The organism is Streptomyces sp. NPDC036822 (genome assembly GCF_055609145.1).
Map to the genome: position 1 here is coordinate 81,056 of NZ_JBVJPY010000008.1, position 17,906 is coordinate 98,961.

Annotated in this window: 13 protein-coding genes; 3 read left to right on the plus strand and 10 right to left on the minus strand. The window is 72.8% G+C overall.

What is annotated here, in order from left to right; all coding sequences use genetic code 11:
• Window positions 1-95: 95 nt before the first annotated feature.
• Entirely contained in the window at window positions 96-497 is a 402-nt protein-coding gene (locus tag ACZ68P_RS20050) for a RidA family protein (protein ID WP_471007879.1), read from the minus strand.
• A gap of 97 nt (window positions 498-594) precedes the next feature.
• Entirely contained in the window at window positions 595-1,707 is a 1,113-nt protein-coding gene (locus ACZ68P_RS20055; RefSeq protein ID WP_471007880.1) for an acyl-CoA dehydrogenase family protein, read from the minus strand.
• 193 nt (window positions 1,708-1,900) lie between these two features.
• On the opposite strand from ACZ68P_RS20055, the gene ACZ68P_RS20060 reads away from it, so the two are divergent.
• Together ACZ68P_RS20060 and ACZ68P_RS20065 are read left to right on the plus strand one after the other, a co-directional pair.
• Window positions 1,901-3,688, plus strand: a complete 1,788-nt coding sequence (locus tag ACZ68P_RS20060) for an AMP-binding protein (RefSeq protein WP_471007882.1) — start codon at window positions 1,901-1,903, stop codon at window positions 3,686-3,688.
• A 59-nt stretch (window positions 3,689-3,747) separates the two neighbouring features.
• Window positions 3,748-4,578, plus strand: a complete 831-nt coding sequence (locus ACZ68P_RS20065; RefSeq protein ID WP_471007883.1) for a PaaX family transcriptional regulator — start codon at window positions 3,748-3,750, stop codon at window positions 4,576-4,578.
• Window positions 4,579-4,629: 51 nt separating this feature from the next.
• On the opposite strand, the gene ACZ68P_RS20070 is transcribed toward ACZ68P_RS20065, so the two are convergent.
• The gene (locus ACZ68P_RS20070) at window positions 4,630-6,993 is read right to left on the minus strand and encodes an oxidoreductase (RefSeq protein ID WP_471007884.1); all 2,364 of its coding nucleotides are present in this window, start codon (window positions 6,991-6,993) and stop codon (window positions 4,630-4,632) included.
• A 1-nt stretch (window position 6,994) separates the two neighbouring features.
• Complete coding sequence (locus ACZ68P_RS20075; protein ID WP_471007886.1) at window positions 6,995-7,822, minus strand: enoyl-CoA hydratase family protein; 828 nt, start codon at window positions 7,820-7,822, stop codon at window positions 6,995-6,997.
• A 303-nt stretch (window positions 7,823-8,125) separates the two neighbouring features.
• On the opposite strand from ACZ68P_RS20075, the gene ACZ68P_RS20080 reads away from it, so the two are divergent.
• Window positions 8,126-8,575 (plus strand): ATP-binding protein, encoded by a 450-nt coding sequence (locus ACZ68P_RS20080; RefSeq protein ID WP_471007888.1) that lies wholly within the window; start codon window positions 8,126-8,128, stop codon window positions 8,573-8,575.
• A 309-nt stretch (window positions 8,576-8,884) separates the two neighbouring features.
• On the opposite strand, the gene argF is transcribed toward ACZ68P_RS20080, so the two are convergent.
• The 6 genes from argF to ACZ68P_RS20110 all read right to left on the minus strand — a co-directional run bounded on the left by argF (window position 8,885) and on the right by ACZ68P_RS20110 (window position 17,786).
• Window positions 8,885-9,892: an ornithine carbamoyltransferase gene (argF, locus tag ACZ68P_RS20085; RefSeq protein WP_471007890.1), complete on the minus strand. Its 1,008-nt coding sequence runs from the start codon at window positions 9,890-9,892 to the stop codon at window positions 8,885-8,887.
• 150 nt (window positions 9,893-10,042) lie between these two features.
• Complete coding sequence (locus ACZ68P_RS20090; protein WP_365713975.1) at window positions 10,043-11,275, minus strand: arginine deiminase; 1,233 nt, start codon at window positions 11,273-11,275, stop codon at window positions 10,043-10,045.
• 312 nt (window positions 11,276-11,587) lie between these two features.
• Complete coding sequence (locus ACZ68P_RS20095) at window positions 11,588-14,128, minus strand: polynucleotide kinase-phosphatase (RefSeq protein ID WP_471007893.1); 2,541 nt, start codon at window positions 14,126-14,128, stop codon at window positions 11,588-11,590.
• Window positions 14,125-15,828, minus strand: coding sequence for a 3' terminal RNA ribose 2'-O-methyltransferase Hen1 (locus ACZ68P_RS20100; RefSeq protein WP_471007894.1), 1,704 nt, complete (start codon window positions 15,826-15,828; stop codon window positions 14,125-14,127). Before ACZ68P_RS20100 ends, ACZ68P_RS20095 begins: the two co-directional genes overlap by 4 nt.
• 46 nt (window positions 15,829-15,874) lie before the next feature.
• The gene (mmuM, locus tag ACZ68P_RS20105) at window positions 15,875-16,822 is read right to left on the minus strand and encodes a homocysteine S-methyltransferase (protein WP_471007897.1); all 948 of its coding nucleotides are present in this window, start codon (window positions 16,820-16,822) and stop codon (window positions 15,875-15,877) included.
• Window positions 16,823-16,862: 40 nt separating this feature from the next.
• Window positions 16,863-17,786, minus strand: coding sequence for an LLM class F420-dependent oxidoreductase (locus ACZ68P_RS20110; RefSeq protein WP_471007898.1), 924 nt, complete (start codon window positions 17,784-17,786; stop codon window positions 16,863-16,865).
• Window positions 17,787-17,906 lie beyond the last annotated feature (120 nt).

Consider the following 17,906-nt stretch of genomic DNA (forward strand, 5'->3'; position numbering starts at 1 on the left):
CCGCCTCCGGCGAGTGACCAATTGATCAAGCACGGTGGGGCGGCGGCCACGACCGCCGCCCCCGCACCAGGAGTTCGGTGGGAGGCCGGTCGTCGCTACTCCAGGACGGCGAAGCCGTCCAGCTCCACCCGCGCCTGGTCGTCCCAGAGGCGCACGACCCCGATCACGGCCATCGCGGGATAGTCGCGGCCGGCCAACCGCCGCCAGACGCAGCCGAGTTCGTGGGTATGGCGGCGGTAGTCGGCGACATCGGTGGCGTACACGGTGACCCGCGCGAGGTCGGCCGGGGAACCTCCGGCGTGGCGGAGGGCGGCGAGCAGGTTGGCGAGCGCGGTCTCGAACTGCTCGGGCAGCGTCTCCCCGACGATCTTTCCGTCGCGGTCGAGGGCGGTCTGCCCGGCGAGGAAGACCAGACGGGAGCCCGTGGCCGTGACGGCGTGCGAGAAACCGGTGGGCGGGGACAGCTCGGCGGGGTTGTGCCGGTGGAGGGGCGTCATCGGTACGGCTCCTTCGTCATCCGTGCGGCTCCTTGGGTCATCCGTACAGCGCTCCGGTCATCCGTGCGGCTCCTCGGTCCTCCGTACGGCGTTCCGCTCATCCGTACAGCTCCCTGGCGATGATCGTGCGCTGGACCTCGGTGGCTCCTTCGTAGATGCGTGGTGCGCGCACCTCGCGGTAGAGGTGTTCCAGCAGGTGGCCGCGTTGCAGGGCACGGGCGCCGTGGAGCTGGACGGCGGCGTCGACGACGTACTGGGCGGTCTCGGTGGCGAGGAGCTTCGCCATCGCCGCGCGCTTGGGCACGTCGCTCGCGCCGGAGTCGTACGCCGCCGCCGCCGCGTAGACGAGCAGCCGGGCGGCTTCGGTACGGGTGGCCATCTCGGCGACCTGGTGGGCGACCGCCTGGAGGTCGCGCAGGACGCCCCCGAAGGCGGGGCGGGCGGCGGTGTGGGCGAGGGTGGCGTCGAGGGCGGCCTGGGCCATGCCGACGGCGAAGGCCCCGACGCTGGGACGGAAGAGGTTGAGGGTGTTCATGGCGACCCGGAAGCCGCGGTCGACCTCGCCGAGGACGTCGTCCGGGCCGACGGGGACCCCGTCGAAGACCAGCGTGCCGATGGCGTGCGGGGAGAGCATGTCGAGCGCGCTGCCGGTGAGGCCGGGCCGGTCGGCGGGGACGAGGAACGCGGTGACTCCGCGGGCTCCGGCTCCTGGCGTGGTGCGGGCGAAGACGGTGGCGAAGTCGGCCTCGGGGGCGTTGGAGATCCAGCGCTTCTCGCCGTGCAGCAGCCACCCGCCGGCGCCGTCGGGGCGGGCCTCCAGGGCGAGTGCGGCGGCGTCGGAGCCCGCGTCGGGTTCGGAGAGCGCGAAGGCGGCGACCGCACGCCCCGCCGTGACCTCGGGGAGCCAGCGGTCGCGCTGTGCGGGGGTGCCGGCGGCGGCGACCGGATGGGCGCCGAGCCCTTGGAGGGCGAGCGCGGTCTCGGCCTCGGTGCACGCGTGGGCCAGGGACTCGCGCATCAGGCAGAGGTCGAGGGCCCCGGCCTCGAAGAGACGGGCGAGGAGTCCGAGTTCCCCGAGGGCGGCGACGAGGGGGCGGTTGACGCGCCCGGGTTCGCCCTTCTCGGCGAGGGGCCGCAGGCGTTCGGCCGCGAGGGTGCGGAGCTCCGTACAGCGGGCGGTCTGTGCGGGGTCGAGCGAGAATGCGGACATTCGGACTCCTGCCTCCGTCGTCACGTCGTCACGTCGTCACCTGGTCACGGGGCCACGTCGTCGCATGACCGCGGTCGTCACCGTCGCCATCGCCGCCGTCTCGCCGCCGGACCGTCCTATCGCGCACCGTTGACTGTCGTCACCATCACGATACGCTCGTTGGGCGACCCCACCACGACAAGGGGACGAACTCATGGAGCTGACCGGCTCGGCCCATCACGACACCTTCGCGCGCGATCATCTGCCGCCCGCCGGGCAGTGGCCGCGGTTGCTCTTCGATCTGCCCGGCCTGCGCTATCCCGAGCGGCTCAACTGCGGGGCGGAACTGCTCGACCGCACGGTGGAACGATTCGGCACGGAGCGACCCGCCTTCCGGGACGGATCGGGTCTTGTCTGGACATACGGACAACTCCAGGAGCGTGTGAACCGGATCGCCCATGTCCTGACGACCGACCTGGGCGTACGGCCCGGCCACCGGGTGCTGCTGCGCGGCCCCACGACACCCTGGCTCGCCGCCTGCTGGCTGGCGGTGATGAAGGCGGGCGGGGTGGCCGTCACCGTCCTGGCCCAGCAGCGTGCCGGCGAGCTGGCGGTGATGGCCGAGATGGCACGCTGCACCCACGCACTGTGCGACATCCGGTCGGTCGACGAGCTGGTCAAGGCCGCGATACCGGGGCTGCGCGTCACCACGTACGGCGGGGACTCCCCCGACGACCTGCTCTCGCTCGCCCTCGCCAAGCCCACCGCCTACGCGGCCGTGCGCACGGCCGCGGACGACGTGGCGCTGATCGCCTTCACCTCCGGTACCACCGGTCGGCCCAAGGGGTGCATGCACTTCCACCGCGACGTGCTGGCCGTCGCCGACACCTTCTCCGCCCACGTCCTGCGTCCGCTTCCGGACGACGTCTTCGCCGGCTCCCCGCCCCTGGGCTTCACCTTCGGCCTCGGCGGGCTGGTGGTCTTCCCCCTGCGCGCGGGAGCGAGCGCCCTGCTCCTGGAGCAGGCCGGCCCCGCCCAGCTGCTCGCGGCCGTCGCCGAGCACCGGGTGTCGGTGCTGTTCACGGCACCGACCGCGTACCGGCTGATGCTGGACGAGCTGGACGACCACCACGGGCGTCACGGGCACGAGGAGCACGAGGAGCACCAGGAGCTCCGTGACGGGGACGGCCGGGACGGTCCTGACGACCGCGACGGTCGGGACCGGGGTCGGGGTCGCGGTCGGAGCGACGTCACCGCCTCCCTGCGCCGGTGCGTCTCCGCCGGCGAGAACCTGCCGGCCGCCACCTGGGAGGCCTGGTACGACCGGACCGGACTCAAGCTCATCAACGGCATCGGCGCGACCGAGCTCCTCCACATCTTCATCTCCGCGGCGGACGGCGACATCCGCCCGGGCACCACCGGCCGCCCCGTCCCCGGCTGGGAGGCCAGGATCGTGGACCCCACGGGCGCGGAGGTGCCCGACGGCGAGGAGGGGCTGCTCGCCGTGCGCGGCCCCGTCGGCTGCCGATACCTGGCCGATCCCCGCCAGGGTGAGTACGTCCGGGACGGCTGGAACGTCACCGGCGACACCTACGTACGGGACAAGGAGGGCTACTTCCGGTACGTCGCCCGCGCCGACGACATGATCATCTCGGCCGGCTACAACATCGCGGGCCCCCAGGTCGAGGAGGCGCTGCTCGCCCACCCCGACGTGGTCGAGGCGGCGGTGGTCGGCCGTCCGGACGAGCTGCGCGGCCGGATCGTGGTGGCGTACACGGTCGTACGGCACGGGGTACCGCGCGACGCGGAGACGGCGGCCGCGCTGCGCGCGTTCGTCCGCGCCCGCCTGGCGCCGTACAAGAGCCCCCGGAAGATCGTCTTCCTGGACGCCCTGCCCCGGACGGCGACGGGGAAGCTGCAGCGCTTCCGGCTGCGCGCCGAGGAGACCACCGCAGGGCCCGGGGCCGAGGAGCACGCGGGAGGGCCCGGCCCGACGCCGTGAGGCCCGCGTAAGCCACCCGAGCCGGGCTCCACGGCCACACCACCCCCTAGAGTGATCACGTGGCCGAGCAGCACACTCCCCGTTCCCTGATCGTCTCGCTGTACGGCGCGTACGGCCGTGGCCCCGCGCGCGACGGGGCGCCGACGCCGGTGGCCGAGCTGATCCGCCTCCTCGCGGCGCTCGGCGTCGACGCGCCCTCGGTGCGGTCGTCGGTGTCGCGGCTGAAGCGGCGGGGCCTGCTGCTGCCGGGGCGGACGGCCGACGGTGCGGCCGGATACATGCTCTCGGACGAGGCGCGCCAGCTCCTGGACGACGGTGACCGCCGGATCTACTCCCGTACGGAGCCGAAGCTGTCCGAGGGCTGGGTCCTCGCCGTCTTCTCCGTGCCCGAGTCCGAGCGCCACAAGCGGCATCTGCTGCGCTCGCGGCTGGCCCGGCTGGGCTTCGGCACGGCGGCCCCGGGCGTCTGGATCGCCCCCGCGCGGCTCCACGAGGAGACCCGGCACACCCTGGAGCGGCTGGAGCTCTCCCCGTACGTGGACCTCTTCCGCGGCGAGCACCTGGGGTACACGGCGACGGCGGAGGCGGTGGCCCGCTGGTGGGACCTGGCCTCGATCGCCACGCTGCACGAGGAGTTCCTCGCCGCCCACGAGCCGGTCCTGCGCGCCTGGAAGGTATCGCCGGGGACGGCGGAGGACGCGTACCGCGACTATCTCCTCGCCCTGGACTCCTGGCGCCGCCTGCCGTACGCGGACCCGGTGCTGCCGCCGGAACTGCTGCCCGACGACTGGCCGGGAGGCCGCTCGGCGGAGGTGTTCGCGGCGCTGCACGAGAGGCTTCGGGACGCCGGGGAGACGTTCGTGCGCGGGGACGGCGACGGCCGGGGCTGAGGACGGCTCCGGGACGCGCCGACGCTTGGGCCTCGGCCGGAGGACGCCCTCTCAGGGGCGGAGATGGAGGGCGAGCCGGGGCTTCGGAGCGTCGGTGCGGCCCGTCGGCGGCGTACGGCTGCCCGCGCGGTACGGGTCGGGCCACGGGGCCGCCGGGCCCCGGTAGTCCTGTTCGGCCGCCGCGTGCAGCGTCCAGTGCGGGTCGTAGAGGTGCGGGCGCGCCAGGGCGCAGAGGTCGGCGCGGCCCGCGAGCAGCAGGGAGTTGACGTCGTCCCAGGACGAGAGGGCGCCGACGGCGATGACCGGGACGGGGACGGCCCCGCGGATCCGGTCGGCGTACGGGGTCTGGTACGAGCGTCCGTACTCGGGGCGTTCGTCGGGGACGACCTGGCCGGTGGAGACGTCGATGGCGTCGGCTCCGTGAGCGGCGAACGCGCGGGCCGTCCCGATCGCGTCCTCGTCGGTCGTGCCGCCGTCCGCCCAGTCGGTGGCCGAGATCCGGACCGTCATCGGACGTTCCGGCGGCCACACCTCGCGGACGGCGTCGAAGACTTCGAGGGGGAAGCGGAGCCGGTTCGCGAGCGGGCCGCCGTAGGCGTCGTCCCTGCGGTTGGTCAGCGGGGAGAGGAAGCCGGAGAGCAGATAGCCGTGGGCGCAGTGCAGTTCGAGCAGGTCGAAGTCGCAGCGCGCCGCCCGGCGGGCCGCCGCCGTGAACTCCTCCCGGACGGCCGTCATCCCGGCCCGGTCGAGGGCGTGCGGGATCTGGTTGACGCCGGGGCGGTACGGGAGCGGGGAGGCGGCCGTCAGGGGCCAGTTGCCGTCGGGCAGCGGCTGGTCGATGCCCTCCCACATCCGGCGGGTGGAGCCCTTGCGGCCGGAGTGGCCGAGCTGGACGCCGATCGCGGTGCCGGGTGACCGGGTGTGCACGAACGAGGTGACGCGGCTCCACGCCTCGGCCTGCTCGTCCGTCCAGAGGCCGGTGCACCCGGGTGTGATCCGGCCCTCGCGGCTCACGCAGACCATCTCGGTCATCACGAGCCCGGCGCCGCCGAGGGCCCTGGCGCCCAAGTGGACGAGGTGGAAGTCGTCGGGAACGCCGTCCTCGGCGACGTACAGGTCCATCGGCGAGACGAGGACGCGGTTGCGCAGGGTCAGTCCGCGCAGCCGGAAGGGGGTGAACATCGGCGGGGTACCGGGCGGGCAGCCGAAGGCGCGCTCGACGGAGTCGGTGAAGGCGGGGTCCCGGAGCCGCAGGTTGCCGTGGGTGACGCGGCGGCTGCGGGTGAGGAGGTTGAACGCGAACTGGCGCGGCGGCTGGTCGAGGTACCGGTCGACCTCCTCGAACCAGCGCAGGCTGGCGGCCGCGGCGCGCTGGGTGGACTCCACGACGGGTCGGCGCTCGGTCTCGTAGGCGGCGAGGGCCTCGGCCACGGTGGGCTGTTCCTCGACGCAGGCGGCGAGGGCGAGTGCGTCCTCGACGGCGAGCTTGGTGCCGGAGCCGATGGAGAAGTGGGCCGTGTGGGCGGCGTCGCCGAGCAGGACCGTGTGGCCGTGCGACCAGCGCGCGTTGACGACCGTGCGGAAGGCGGTCCAGGAGGAGTTGTTGGAGCGCAGGGGGCGGCCGCCGAGGGGCTCGGCGAAGATCTTCGCGCAGCGGGCGATGGAGTCGGTCTCGTCCTGTTCGTCGAAGCCGGCGGCGCGCCAGACCTCTTCGCGCATCTCGATGATGACGGTGGACGCGCCGGGGGCGGTGCCAGGACGGGCGAGAGGGGCGGGGGCCTGTCCGGGGCCGGGCGCCGGCGGCGGCCGGAAGTAGGGGTAGCCGTGGAGCTGCATCACGCCGTGCTCGGTCTCGGCGATCTCGAAGCGGAAGGCGTCGAAGGCGAAGTCGGCGGCGAGCCAGATGTATCGGCAGCGGTGGGTGGTGAGCCGGGGGCGGAAGACGTCCGCGTGGGCCTCGCGGGTCGCGCTGTGGACGCCGTCCGCCGCCACGACCAGGTCGTGCGTGGCGGCCAGCTCGGCGGCGGTCGGGGCCTCGGTGTGGATGTGGAGCCGTACGCCGAGTTCGGCGCAGCGGGAGTGCAGGATCTCCAGGAGCCGGCGGCGGCCGAGCGCGGCGAAGCCGTGCCCGGAGGAGGTGAGCAGGTGCCCGCGGTGGGCGATGTCGATGTCGTCCCACCGGACGAACTCCGCTTGGAGTGCGCGGTGGACGTCGGGGTCGGCGTGCTCGATGCCGCCGAGGGTCTCGTCGGACAGGACGACGCCGAAGCCGAAGGTGTCCTCTGGGTCGCCGCGCTCCCAGACGGTGACCTCGCGAGCCGGGTCGAGCCGCTTGAGGAGGGCGGCGGCGTAGAGCCCTCCGGGGCCGCCGCCGATGACGGCGACCCGGAGCGGTCGGGCCGGTGTCCCTCCCACGTCAGCGTCCCCGCCACTTCGGTGGGCGCTTCTCGGTGAAGGCGGCGTGGAACTCCGCGTAGTCCTCGCCGTTCATCAGCAGCGCCTGGGTGGCGGCGTCGAGTTCGACGGAGGCGGCCAGGGGCATGTCCAGCTCGGCCGTGAGGAGTGCCTTGGTCTGGGCGTGGGCCAGGGCGGGGCCGTCGGCGAGGCGCCGGGCGAGTGCGGCGGCCCGGGCGTCGACGTCGCCCTCTTCGGTGAGTTCGCTGATCAGTCCGATGCGCTCGGCCTCGGGGGCCCGGACGGCATCGCCGAGCATGAGCAGCCGGGTCGCGTGGCCGAGGCCGACGACCCGGGGCAGCAGGTACGCCGCCCCCATGTCGCCGCCCGAGAGGCCGACCCGGGTGAAGAGGAAGGCGAAGCGGGCGCTGGGGTCGGCGATGCGGAAGTCGGCGGCGAGGGCGAGGACGGCGCCCGCGCCGGCCGCGACCCCGTGGACGGCGGCGATCACCGGGAAGGGGCATTCGCGGATCGCGCGGACGACCTGCCCGGTCATCCGGTTGAAGTCCAGCAGTCGGGCCGTGTCCATCGACAGGGTCGCGCCGATGATCTCGTCCACGTCGCCGCCGGAGCAGAATCCGCGCCCCTCGCCGCCGAGGACGAGAGCGCGCACGGCCCGCTCGCGGGACAGCTCGGCGAGGAGGTCGCGCAGGTCGGCGTAGGCGCCGAAGGTGAGGGCGTTGAGCTTCTCGGGGCGGGCGAGCGTCACGGTGGCGACGCCGTCGTCGACGTCGAGGCGCAGATGCCGCCAGTGCTCGGTGCGGGGCGCGGAGCCGGTGAAAGGGCTCATACGGGACGGCCTCCCTCAGCGTGCGTGTACACGGCATCACCTGAGGGAACCTTATCACTGGTATGTGACTGTCGTCACGGGTGCGCTATACGACACCGGGCCGCCACGCCGCCGGGCGAAGGTCCCGGGCCGGGGCGGGCACAGGTCCCCCACGACCCCGGACACAGGCCCCTGGCACCCCGTTTTTGACTTCTTAAGGTTGAAAGTAGGACGTTGAGACCCCGTGCATCCCGGGCACTCCTCGTCCGCACGCGTCCCCACGCCCCGCCCCCGCGTCCACTCCCCGGCCCGAACGGACCTGCCGTGTTCCCTGCCCCAGGCTCCGGCCCCGCCAGCTGGCGCATCGAGCTGCCGCACGACACCGCCGCCGTACCGATCGCCCGGGCGCTGATCCGTACCGCGATGGCGGACCTGGACACCCCCGCCGACAGCGACACGGCCGAACTCCTGACCGCGGAACTGGTCGCCAACGCCGTCGAGCACACGGACGGCGGGGATCCCATCGAGCTGGTCGTGGAGCTGCTTCCGGGCACCTGCCAGGTGGAGGTGCACGACCGGCGTCCGATGGACCCAGAAGAGCTGGTCTGCCCGGGGCCGGGCGAGGAGCCGGACCCCTGGCAGGAGCACGGCCGCGGCCTGCTGCTGATCCGCGCCCTGAGCAGCGACTGCGGCCACCGCCCCACCGCTCACGGAAAGGCGGTCTGGTTCACCCTTCCCGCGCTGCCGCGGCAGCGCCGGCCCGGCGAGACGTGAACAGGCCGCCGTGCGGGCATGCACCGGGCCTCCCGTGGGGAGCCGGGAGGTGCGGTGCAGCCACGTCCCCGCGGGCGACGCATGGGAGGGCCGGCGCGGTCCGTCCCCCGGAGGAGCGGAGAGCGGAGGACCGCGTACGCACACCCTGCCATCCGTCGCCCCCGCCGGAACAGATGCGTGCACGAAAGAACCCGAGGCATATGCGAGGGCGAACCGGCGCGGCCACACCCCTCACCTGGGGACGGGAGGTCGTGCGACCCCGGGCCACGCGCCGGGCCGCGGACTAGGGGCACGCCCTCCGGACCCGACCTAGCCCTGCGCGGCCAGCGTGGCGACCAGCACGGCCTTGATGGTGTGCATGCGGTTCTCGGCCTCGTCGAAGACGACGGAGTGCTCGGACTCGAAGACCTCGTCGGAGACCTCCAGCTCGGTCAGACCGTGGCGGGCGTGGATGTCCCGCCCGACGACGGTGCCGAGGTCGTGGAAGGCCGGCAGGCAGTGCAGGAACTTCACGGCCGGATTGGCGGTGGCGCGCAGCACGTCCATGGTGACGGCGTACGGCGAGAGGGCGGCGATCCGCTCGTCCCAGACCTCCTTGGGCTCCCCCATGGAGACCCAGACGTCGGTGGCCACGAAGTCGGCTCCGCGCACGCCCTCGGCGACGTCCTCGGTGAGGGTGATCGTGGCACCGCTCGCCTCGGCGAGCTTGCGGGCGCGCGCGACGACGCCCTCGGCCGGCCAGTAGGCCTCGGGGGCCACGATCCGGACGTCCATGCCGAGCAGGGCGCCGGTGATCAGGTAGGAGTTGCCCATGTTGAAGCGGGCGTCGCCGAGGTAGGCGAAGGTCATCCCGTCCAGCGGCTTGTCCGAGTGTTCGGTCATGGTGAGGACGTCGGCGAGCATCTGGGTGGGGTGCCAGTCGTCGGTCAGGCCGTTGTAGACGGGAACTCCCGCGTACGCGGCCAACTCCTCGACGTTCGCCTGACTGTCACCCCGGTACTCGATGGCGTCGAACATCCGGCCGAGGACGCGGGCGGTGTCCCTGACCGACTCCTTGTGCCCGATCTGCGAGCCGGACGGGTCGAGGTAGGTGGTGGAGGCCCCCTGATCGGCGGCCGCGACCTCGAAGGCGCACCGGGTCCTGGTCGAGGTCTTCTCGAAGATCAGGGCGATGTTCCTGCCCCGCAGCCTCTGGACCTCGGCGCCCGCCTTCTTGGCGGCCTTGAGCTCGGCGGCCAGCGCGATCAGACCGCGGAACTCCTCGGCGGTGAAGTCCAGCTCCTTGAGGAAGTGGCGGCCGATGAGGTCAGTGGCCATGGGGGCGCTCCTGTATTCGCGAACGGGGACGGCGACGGTTGACGATGGAAGTCTATACGTACACCAGTATTCCTATACAGTGATGCGGGCCACTGGCTCCGGGGCCCCGCGAGGTCGCACCGCCCCGCGAGGTCGCACCGCGCCGCGAGGTCACACCGCGTCGCGCTCCACCGGACAGCTCATGCAGCGAGGGCCGCCCCTCCCCCGCCCCAGCTCGCTGCCCGGGATCTCGATCACCTCGATGCCCTGCTTGCGCAGGTGCGTGTTGGTGGTGACGTTGCGCTCGTACGCCACCACCACCCCGGGTTCGACCGCCAGGACGTTGCAGCCGTCGTCCCACTGTTCGCGCTCCGCCGCGTGGACGTCCTGGGTCGCCGTGAGGACCCGGATGTCCTGCAGCCCGAGCGCCGCGGCGATCGCGCTGTGCATGTGCTCCGGCGGATGGTCGGTGACCCGGAGCGACTGGCCCTCGTCGCCCGGCTCGATCGTGTACGAGCGCAGCATGCCGAGCCCCGCGTACTGCGTGAAGGTGTCGTGGTCGACCATCGTCATCACCGTGTCGAGGTGCATGAACGCACGCCGCTTCGGCATGTCGAGCGCGACGATCATCCGCGCCGAGCCGGCCGCGAACATCCCACGGGCCAGCATCTCCACCGCCTGCGGAGTGGTCCGCTCGCTCATGCCGATCAGGACGGCGCCGTTGCCGATGACGAGGACGTCCCCTCCCTCGATGGTCGACGGATAGTCGGCCTGCCCCTCCGACCAGTGGTGGAACGGCCCGGCCTCGGCGTCCGTGAACAGCGGATGGTGCCGGTAGATCGCCTCGAAGTGGACCGTCTCGCGCTGGCGGGCGGGCCAGCGCATCGCGTTGATGGAGACACCGTCGTAGATCCAGGCGGAGGTGTCCCGCGTGAAGATGTGGTTCGGCAGCGGCCCGAGGACGAAGTCGTCGAGGTCCATCACATGGAACCGCACCGAGGTCGGCTCACGGTGCGCCGCGAGGAACTCCCGCTTCGTCATCCCCCCGACCAGCGCCTCGGCGAGCGCCGACGGCTCGAAGGAGTCGAAGGCGGCGCGCAGATGGTCGGCGGCGGCCGGACCGTACTCCTTCTCGTGGAAGACCCGGTCCAGCACGAGAGCCCGGGCGGCGGGCAGCTCCAGGGTCTCCCGCAGCAGATCGCCGAAGAGATGGACCTCGACTCCCCGGTCCCGCAGGACGTCCGCGAAGCCGTCGTGCTCATGCCGCGCCCGCCGCACCCACAGCACGTCGTCGAAGAGGAGCGCGTCCCGGTTGGTGGGGGTGAGCCGCTTCAGTTCCAGATCGGGCCGGTGCAGGATGACGCGGCGCAGCCGCCCGGTCTCGGAGTCGACATGGAATCCCATGCCCCCATCCTGACGGAGCGAACCCCCGCGCGCCGTGCTCCGCGACGAGATACCGGCGATTACCGGTTCCCGCGCCTCCCCTCACGCGCAGGGCGACCGCGGCCGGCCGGTGAGGGGGCACGGCACGCCCCCTCGCCACCCCGCCCCGTCATCGAGTCCGCCGCTCCCACCGTCCGCGGGGCCACCGACCGTTCACACCCCGCCCCTCGGCCGCGGATCGCGATCGAAGGGCGGGCGGGCGGCGGCCAGGGGCGGGGGGCAGGGGTCCCGCGATCACCGGTCACGCGGGCACACGGGCCCGCGGACAACGGCTCACAACCGCGGGTCCACCGGCTCCGATTCCAGGGCGAGCACGGCGAAGACCGCCTCGTGCACCCGCCACAGCGGCTCCCCCTCGGCCAGCCGGTCCAGCGCTTCGAGCCCGAGGGCGTACTCGCGCAGGGCCAGCGAGCGCTTGTGGCCGAGGAAGCGGCCACGCAGGCGCTCCAGGTTCTCGGGGCGGGTGTACTCCGGCCCGTAGATGATCCGCAGGTACTCCCGTCCCCGGACCTTCACACCCGGCTGCACGAGCCGGCCGTCTCCGCCCCGGACCAGCGCCGCCAGTGGCTTGACGACCATGCCTTCGCCGCCGGCCGCCGTCATCTCCAGCCACCAGTCGACCCCGGCCCGCACCGACGCCTCGTCCCGCGGGTCGACGATCAGCCGGCGCGTGACCTGGAGGAGGCCCGTCGGATCGTGCTCGACCAGCCGGTCCAGCCATGCGAGCTGCTCGTCGTGCGGCACGGCGGCCAGCGAACGGCCCCGCACCGCGAGGACCTGGAACGGCGCGAAACGTACGCCGTCGAGCCCCTCGGTCGGCCAGCAGTAGCGGCGGTACGCCTCGGTGAACGCCTCCGCGTCCGCCGCCCGCTCCCGCTGCTTGTCCAGCAGCGCCTCGACATCGCCGACGACACCCCGCGCCGCCGCCCGCTCCAGAGCGTCGAGCGCGCCGGGGAAGACGGCCCGGGAGGCCGCGCCCACGGCCGCGTACTGCGAGCGCAGCAGCCCGGCCGACTTCAGCGACCACGGCATCAACTCGCCGTCCAGCAGCAGCCAGTCGGTGTCCAGCTCCTCCCACAACCCGGCGGCGGAGACGGCCGTCCGCAGGCGTTCGAGGACCTGCTCGGTGACCGTGGGATCGTCGAAGAAAGGCCGTCCGGTCCGGGTGTGCAGCGAGCCCGTCGCACCTTCCACACCGAAGCGTTCCCGTGCCGCGTCCGCGTCACGGCAGACGAGCGCGACGGCCCGCGAGCCCATGTGCTTCTCCTCGCACACGACCCGCTCGACCCGGTCGGCGGCGTACTGCGCGAACGCCTCGGCCGGGTGCTCCAGATAGCCGTCGACCTTCGAGGTGGCGGTCGGCGCCATGGTCGGCGGCAGATAGGCGAGCAGCCGCGGGTCGATCGCGAACCGGCTCATGACCTCGAGGGCCGCCGCCGCGTTCTCCTCGCGCACGCTGACGTTGCCCATGGCGCGGGTCTCCACGATCCGGCGACCGTGCACGTCGGCCAGGTCCAGCGGGCGCCCCTGGTGCCCACCGGGCGCCTCGGTCGCCAGCGGCCGGGCCGGCTCGTACCAGACCTTCTCCGCCGGTACGTCGACGAGCTCGCGCTCCGGCCAGCGCAGCGCGGTCATCCTGCCGCCGAAGACGGCGCCGGTGTCGAGGCAGATGGTGTTGTTGATCCACGAGGTGTTCGGGACGGGGGTGTGTCCGTAGACGACGGTCGCCCGGCCCCGGTACTCCTCCGCCCACGGGTAGCGCACGGGCAGCCCGAACTCGTCGGTCTCCCCGGTGGTGTCCCCGTACAGCGCGTGCGAACGCACCCGGCCGGAGGTCCGGCCGTGGTACTTCTCCGGCAGACCGGCGTGGCAGACCACGAGGCGTCCGTCGTCGAGGACGTAGTGGCTGACGAGCCCGTCGATGAACCGGCCCACCTCCGTGCGGAACTCCTCGGACTCGTGCCCGAGCTGCTCGATGGTCTCGGCGAGTCCGTGGGTCTCCTGGACCTTGCGGCCCTTGAGCCAGCGGCCGAGCTTGTTCTCGTGGTTCCCGGGCACGCAGAGCGCGTCGCCGGCCGCGACCATGCCCATCACGCGGCGCAGGACGCCCGGGCTGTCGGGGCCACGGTCCACGAGGTCGCCGACGAAGACGGCCGTGCGGCCCTCGGGGTGGTGGCCGTCCTCATAGCCGAGCTTGGCCAGGAGGGTCTCCAGCTCGGAGCGGCAGCCGTGGATGTCACCGATGATGTCGAAGGGACCGGTGAGGTGTCGCAAATCGTTGAAGCGCTTCTCGAGGACGACCTCGGCCGCCTCCACCTCCTCGACGCTGCGCAGCACATGGACCTTGCGGAAGCCCTCGCGCTCCAGGCCGCGCAGCGAGCGGCGCAGCTCGCGCCGGTGGCGCTGCACGACGTGGCGGCCCATGTCCGCGCGGTCGGGGCGGGCGGCGTTGCGGGCCTGGCAGACGTCCTCCGGCAGGTCGAGGACGATCGCGATGGGCAGGACGTCGTACCGGCGCGCCAGCTGGACGAGCCCGCGCCGGGCCTCCTGCTGCACGTTGGTGGCGTCGACGACGGTCAGCCGGCCCGCCTCCAGACGCTTGCCCGCGATGTAGTGCAGGACGTCGAAGGCGTCCCGGCTGGCGCTCTGGTCGTTCTCGTCGTCGGCGACGAGGCCGCGGCAGAAGTCGGAGGAGATGACCTCGGTCGGCTTGAAGTGGCGGCGGGCGAACGTCGACTTGCCGGAGCCGCTCGCACCGATCAGGACCACGAGGGACAGATCGGTGACGGGCAGCGTGCGGATGGTGTCGGTCATGCCGTGTCCTCCTTCGCGACGGTCCGGGCGTTCCGGTCGTTCCCACGGTGGTGCTGATCGCTGTGATCGCTCTGGCTGTGCTTGTCGGTCCGGTCGTTCTCGACGCTCTGGCTGTTCCTGTCGCTCTGGTCGTTCTCGACGCTCTGGCTGTTCCTGTCGCTCTGGTCGTTCTCGACGCTCTGGCTGTTCCTGTCGCTCTGGTCGTCCGCGTCGTTCCGGTCGTTCTTCGGCGCCTGGGTGAAGACGGCCATCTGGGTGGGCGGGCCGACCTCGGGGTCGTCCGGTCCGACCGGCCGGAACTCGACCGCGTAGCCGTACTGTTCCGCCACGCGCCGCGCCCATGTACGGAACTCCTCACGGGTCCATTCGAAGCGGTGGTCGCCGTGCCGGACGTGCCCGGCTGGGAGGGATTCCCAGCGGACGTTGTACTCGACGTTGGGTGTGGTCACGATGGCGGTGCGGGGCCTGGCCGAGCCGAACACGGCGTACTCCAGCGCGGGCAGCCGCGGCAGGTCGAGGTGCTCGATGACCTCGCTCAGCACCGCCGCGTCGTACCCCTTCAGGCGCTTGTCGGTGTATGCGAGCGAGCCCTGGATCAGCTTCACCCGCCCGGCCTGCCGCTCGCCGAGCCGCTCCAGGCGGAGCCGGCGTCCGGCGACGGTCAGGGCCCGTACGGAGACGTCGACGCCCACGATGTCGGTGAAGCGCACGTCCTTGAGGAGCGCCTGCAGCAACTGGCCCTGGCCACAACCGAGGTCGAGGACCCGGCTCGCGTCGGCGGCCCGCAGCTCCGCGAGGATCGCCTCCCGTCGCTGCTCGGCGAGCGGCACGGGCTTCTCGTCGGTGTCGGTCGTCTCGTCGACGGCGTTGTCGACGTCGTCGACGTCCAGCCCGTCGCTCTCGGCGAGCCGCACCAGCTCCAGCCGCTCCATCGCCTCCCGGGTCAGGCCCCAGCGGCGGGAGAGGTAGCGAGAGGTGATCAGCTTCTGCTCGGGGTGCTCGGCGAGCCAGCCGTCACCGGCGCGCAGCAGCTTGTCGACCTCGTCCGGCGCCACCCAGTAGTGCTTGGCGTCGTCGAGCACCGGCAGCAGGACATAGAGCTGGTTCAGCGCGTCGGCCAGCCGCATCTCCCCTTCGAGGACGAGCCGCACGTAGCGCGAGTCGCCCCACTCGGGGAACGCGGGGTCGAGCGTGACGGGCTCCGCCTCGACCGTCTCCCAGCGCGGGGGTCCCGCCACGCCGCCGGCCGCGGGGGCCGGGCGGAACAGCTTGCGGACCAGTTCGGCACCGCCACCGCGGGCGGGGAGCGCCGGGATCTCGACACGCAGCGGCAACGGCTCGGCGGCCCGTTCGGGCATCGCCTTGCACACCCCGTGCAGGGCGCTCTTGAAGACCGTGGCGAGCGCGACGGCGAGCAGTGAGGACGCGGCGTAGGGCCGGTCGTTCACGTACTGCGCGAGAGCCGAGTCGGGGGCACCGCCCCGGCCCTTGCCCTTGCCGCGACGCACCAGCGCCACGGGGTCCACCTCGAGGAGGAGCGCGGCGGTGCACCGCTCGACGGACGCCTCGGGGTAGAGGACATGCGCCGTGCCGTGCGAGGTCGAGAACGTCTGCGCGTTGTCGGGATGCTTGTGCAGCAGGAAGCCCAGATCGGTCGCGGGACGTTCGGGGGTGCCGGTCGTACTGATCGTCAGGAACACGTGTCCGAGTATGGTCTCCTCTCTCCCCTCCGACCAGGCATTTTCGTCAGGCCCGCGGCGTGACGGCGGCGGCCAGCTCGGCGATCCGGTCGGGACCGATCCGGCAGCAGCCGCCGAGGAGGCGGGCCCCGGCCGCCGGCCACTCCCGCATCCGGCCGGCGTCGAAGGTGACGGACCCGTGCCAGTCCCGCGCCCGCGCGTCCCACCGCTCCCCGCTGTTGGGATAGACCACCACCGGTTTCCCGGTGGTCCCGGCGGCGATCTCCACGGCCCGTGCGGCGTCGTCCGGCTCGCAGCAGTTGACCCCGACGGCGATCACCTGGTCGTTGCCCGCCGCGAGCGCGAACGCCTCCGTCAGCGACTGCCCGGCCCGGGTCCGCTCCCCGTCGACGGTGTACGAGAGCCACACCGGCACCCCGCACCCCTCGACCGCCCTCAGCAACGCCTCCGCCTCGTCCGTGTCAGGCACGGTCTCCAGCGCGAGCACGTCCGGTCCGGCCGCCATGAGCGCCTCGACGCGAGGCCGGTGGAACCGCTCCAGCTCCCGCACCGTCAGCCCGTACCGGCCCCGGTACTCGCTGCCGTCGGCGAGCATCGCCCCGTACGGCCCCACGGACCCGGCGACCCACACCTGCCGCCCGGCCCCTGCGGCCCCCTCGCCTCCCTCGGCCGCGTCGGCCGCCTCCCGCGCCAGTTCCACGCTCCGCGCGAGGAGCCGCCCGGCTCCGGCCCGGTCGATGCCCCGCCGGGCGAAGCCCTCGAACGTGGCCTGATAGCTGGCGGTGATCAGCACCCGGGCGCCCGCGCGGACGTACGCCGTGTGCGCCGCCTCGATCTGCTCGGGGCCGTCGGCGAGCAGCCGCGCCGACCACAGGGCGTCGGAGAGGTCGCAGCCCTGCGCCCGCAGCTGGTTGGAGAGACCTCCGTCGAGAACGAGCACCTCCTCGTCGAGGGCGTCGGCCAGCGAGCGGGCCGGGCCGGGCATGGGTGGCATGTCAGTGTCCTTCCGTTCCGTCCCCCGTTCGTCCCTCCGCTCAGGCCAGCTGCGACTGGACCTGGGAGGAGATCAACTCCAGGTGGTCCAGGTCGTCCAGGTCGAGCACCTGGAGATAGATCCGGGAGGCTCCGATCGTCCCGTACCGGCCGATCTTGTCGACGACCTCGGCCGGCGAACCGGCGAGACCGTTCGCCTTCAGCTCCTCCACCTCCCGGCCGATGGCCGCCGCCCGGCGCGCGACCTCGGCGTCGTCCTTGCCCACGCAGACCACCAGCGCGTTGGAGTACACGAGGTCGTCGGCCGGGCGACCGGCGGCCTCGGCCGCGGCCCGCACGCGCCCGAACTGCCGCTCACTGTCCTCCAGCGAGGCGAACGGGATGTTGAACTCGTCGGCGTACCGCGCGGCCAGCCGCGGGGTACGGGTCGCACCGTGCCCGCCGATGAGCACCGGCACCTTGGACTGCGCCGGCTTGGGCAGCGCCGGCGAGTCGGCGAGCTGGTAGTACTCCCCCTCGAAGGAGAACTTCTTGCCGACCTCCGTCTCCCACAGCCCGGTGACGATCGCCAGCTGCTCCTCGAGCCGGCCGAACTTCTCCTTGGGGAACGGGATGCCGTACGCCCGGTGCTCCTGCTCGAACCAACCGGCGCCCAGGCCCAGTTCGACCCGCCCGCCGGACATCCGGTCGACCTGGGCGACCTGGATGGCCAGGACGCCGGGCAGACGGAAGGTCCCCGCGGTCATGAGGGTGCCGAGGCGGATCCGCCGGGTCTCCCGGGCCAGGCCGGCCAGGGTGATCCACGCGTCCGTCGGGCCGGGCAGACCGTCACCGGAACCCATGCTGACGTAGTGGTCGGAACGGAAGAAGGCGTCGAAGCCGAGGTCCTCGGTGGCCTTGGCGACGGTGAGCAGGGTGTCGTAGTCCGCCCCTTGCTGGGGCTCGGTGAAGATTCGAAGATCCATGCCTCCATCCTGCACCTTCGGGCAGCTGTCAACCCTCACGTCAGCCCACGGTCCCCACCTGCCCTGTCGGGTGAATATCCGCCCCTCCGGGCCGCCGCGGCCCACCGGGCCAGTGACCGT

What these genes read in the sequence shown, in the direction of transcription:
- ACZ68P_RS20050 (WP_471007879.1), bottom strand. Translation starts at nt 497, where the DNA reads ATGACGCCCCTCCACCGGCACAACCCCGCCGAGCTGTCCCCGCCCACC.
- ACZ68P_RS20055 (WP_471007880.1), bottom strand. Translation starts at nt 1,707, where the DNA reads ATGTCCGCATTCTCGCTCGACCCCGCACAGACCGCCCGCTGTACGGAG.
- ACZ68P_RS20060 (WP_471007882.1), top strand. Translation starts at nt 1,901, where the DNA reads ATGGAGCTGACCGGCTCGGCCCATCACGACACCTTCGCGCGCGATCAT.
- ACZ68P_RS20075 (WP_471007886.1), bottom strand. Translation starts at nt 7,822, where the DNA reads ATGAGCCCTTTCACCGGCTCCGCGCCCCGCACCGAGCACTGGCGGCAT.
- argF (WP_471007890.1), bottom strand. Translation starts at nt 9,892, where the DNA reads ATGGCCACTGACCTCATCGGCCGCCACTTCCTCAAGGAGCTGGACTTC.
- ACZ68P_RS20090 (WP_365713975.1), bottom strand. Translation starts at nt 11,275, where the DNA reads ATGGGATTCCATGTCGACTCCGAGACCGGGCGGCTGCGCCGCGTCATC.
- ACZ68P_RS20095 (WP_471007893.1), bottom strand. Translation starts at nt 14,128, where the DNA reads ATGACCGACACCATCCGCACGCTGCCCGTCACCGATCTGTCCCTCGTG.
- mmuM (WP_471007897.1), bottom strand. Translation starts at nt 16,822, where the DNA reads ATGCCACCCATGCCCGGCCCGGCCCGCTCGCTGGCCGACGCCCTCGAC.
- ACZ68P_RS20110 (WP_471007898.1), bottom strand. Translation starts at nt 17,786, where the DNA reads ATGGATCTTCGAATCTTCACCGAGCCCCAGCAAGGGGCGGACTACGAC.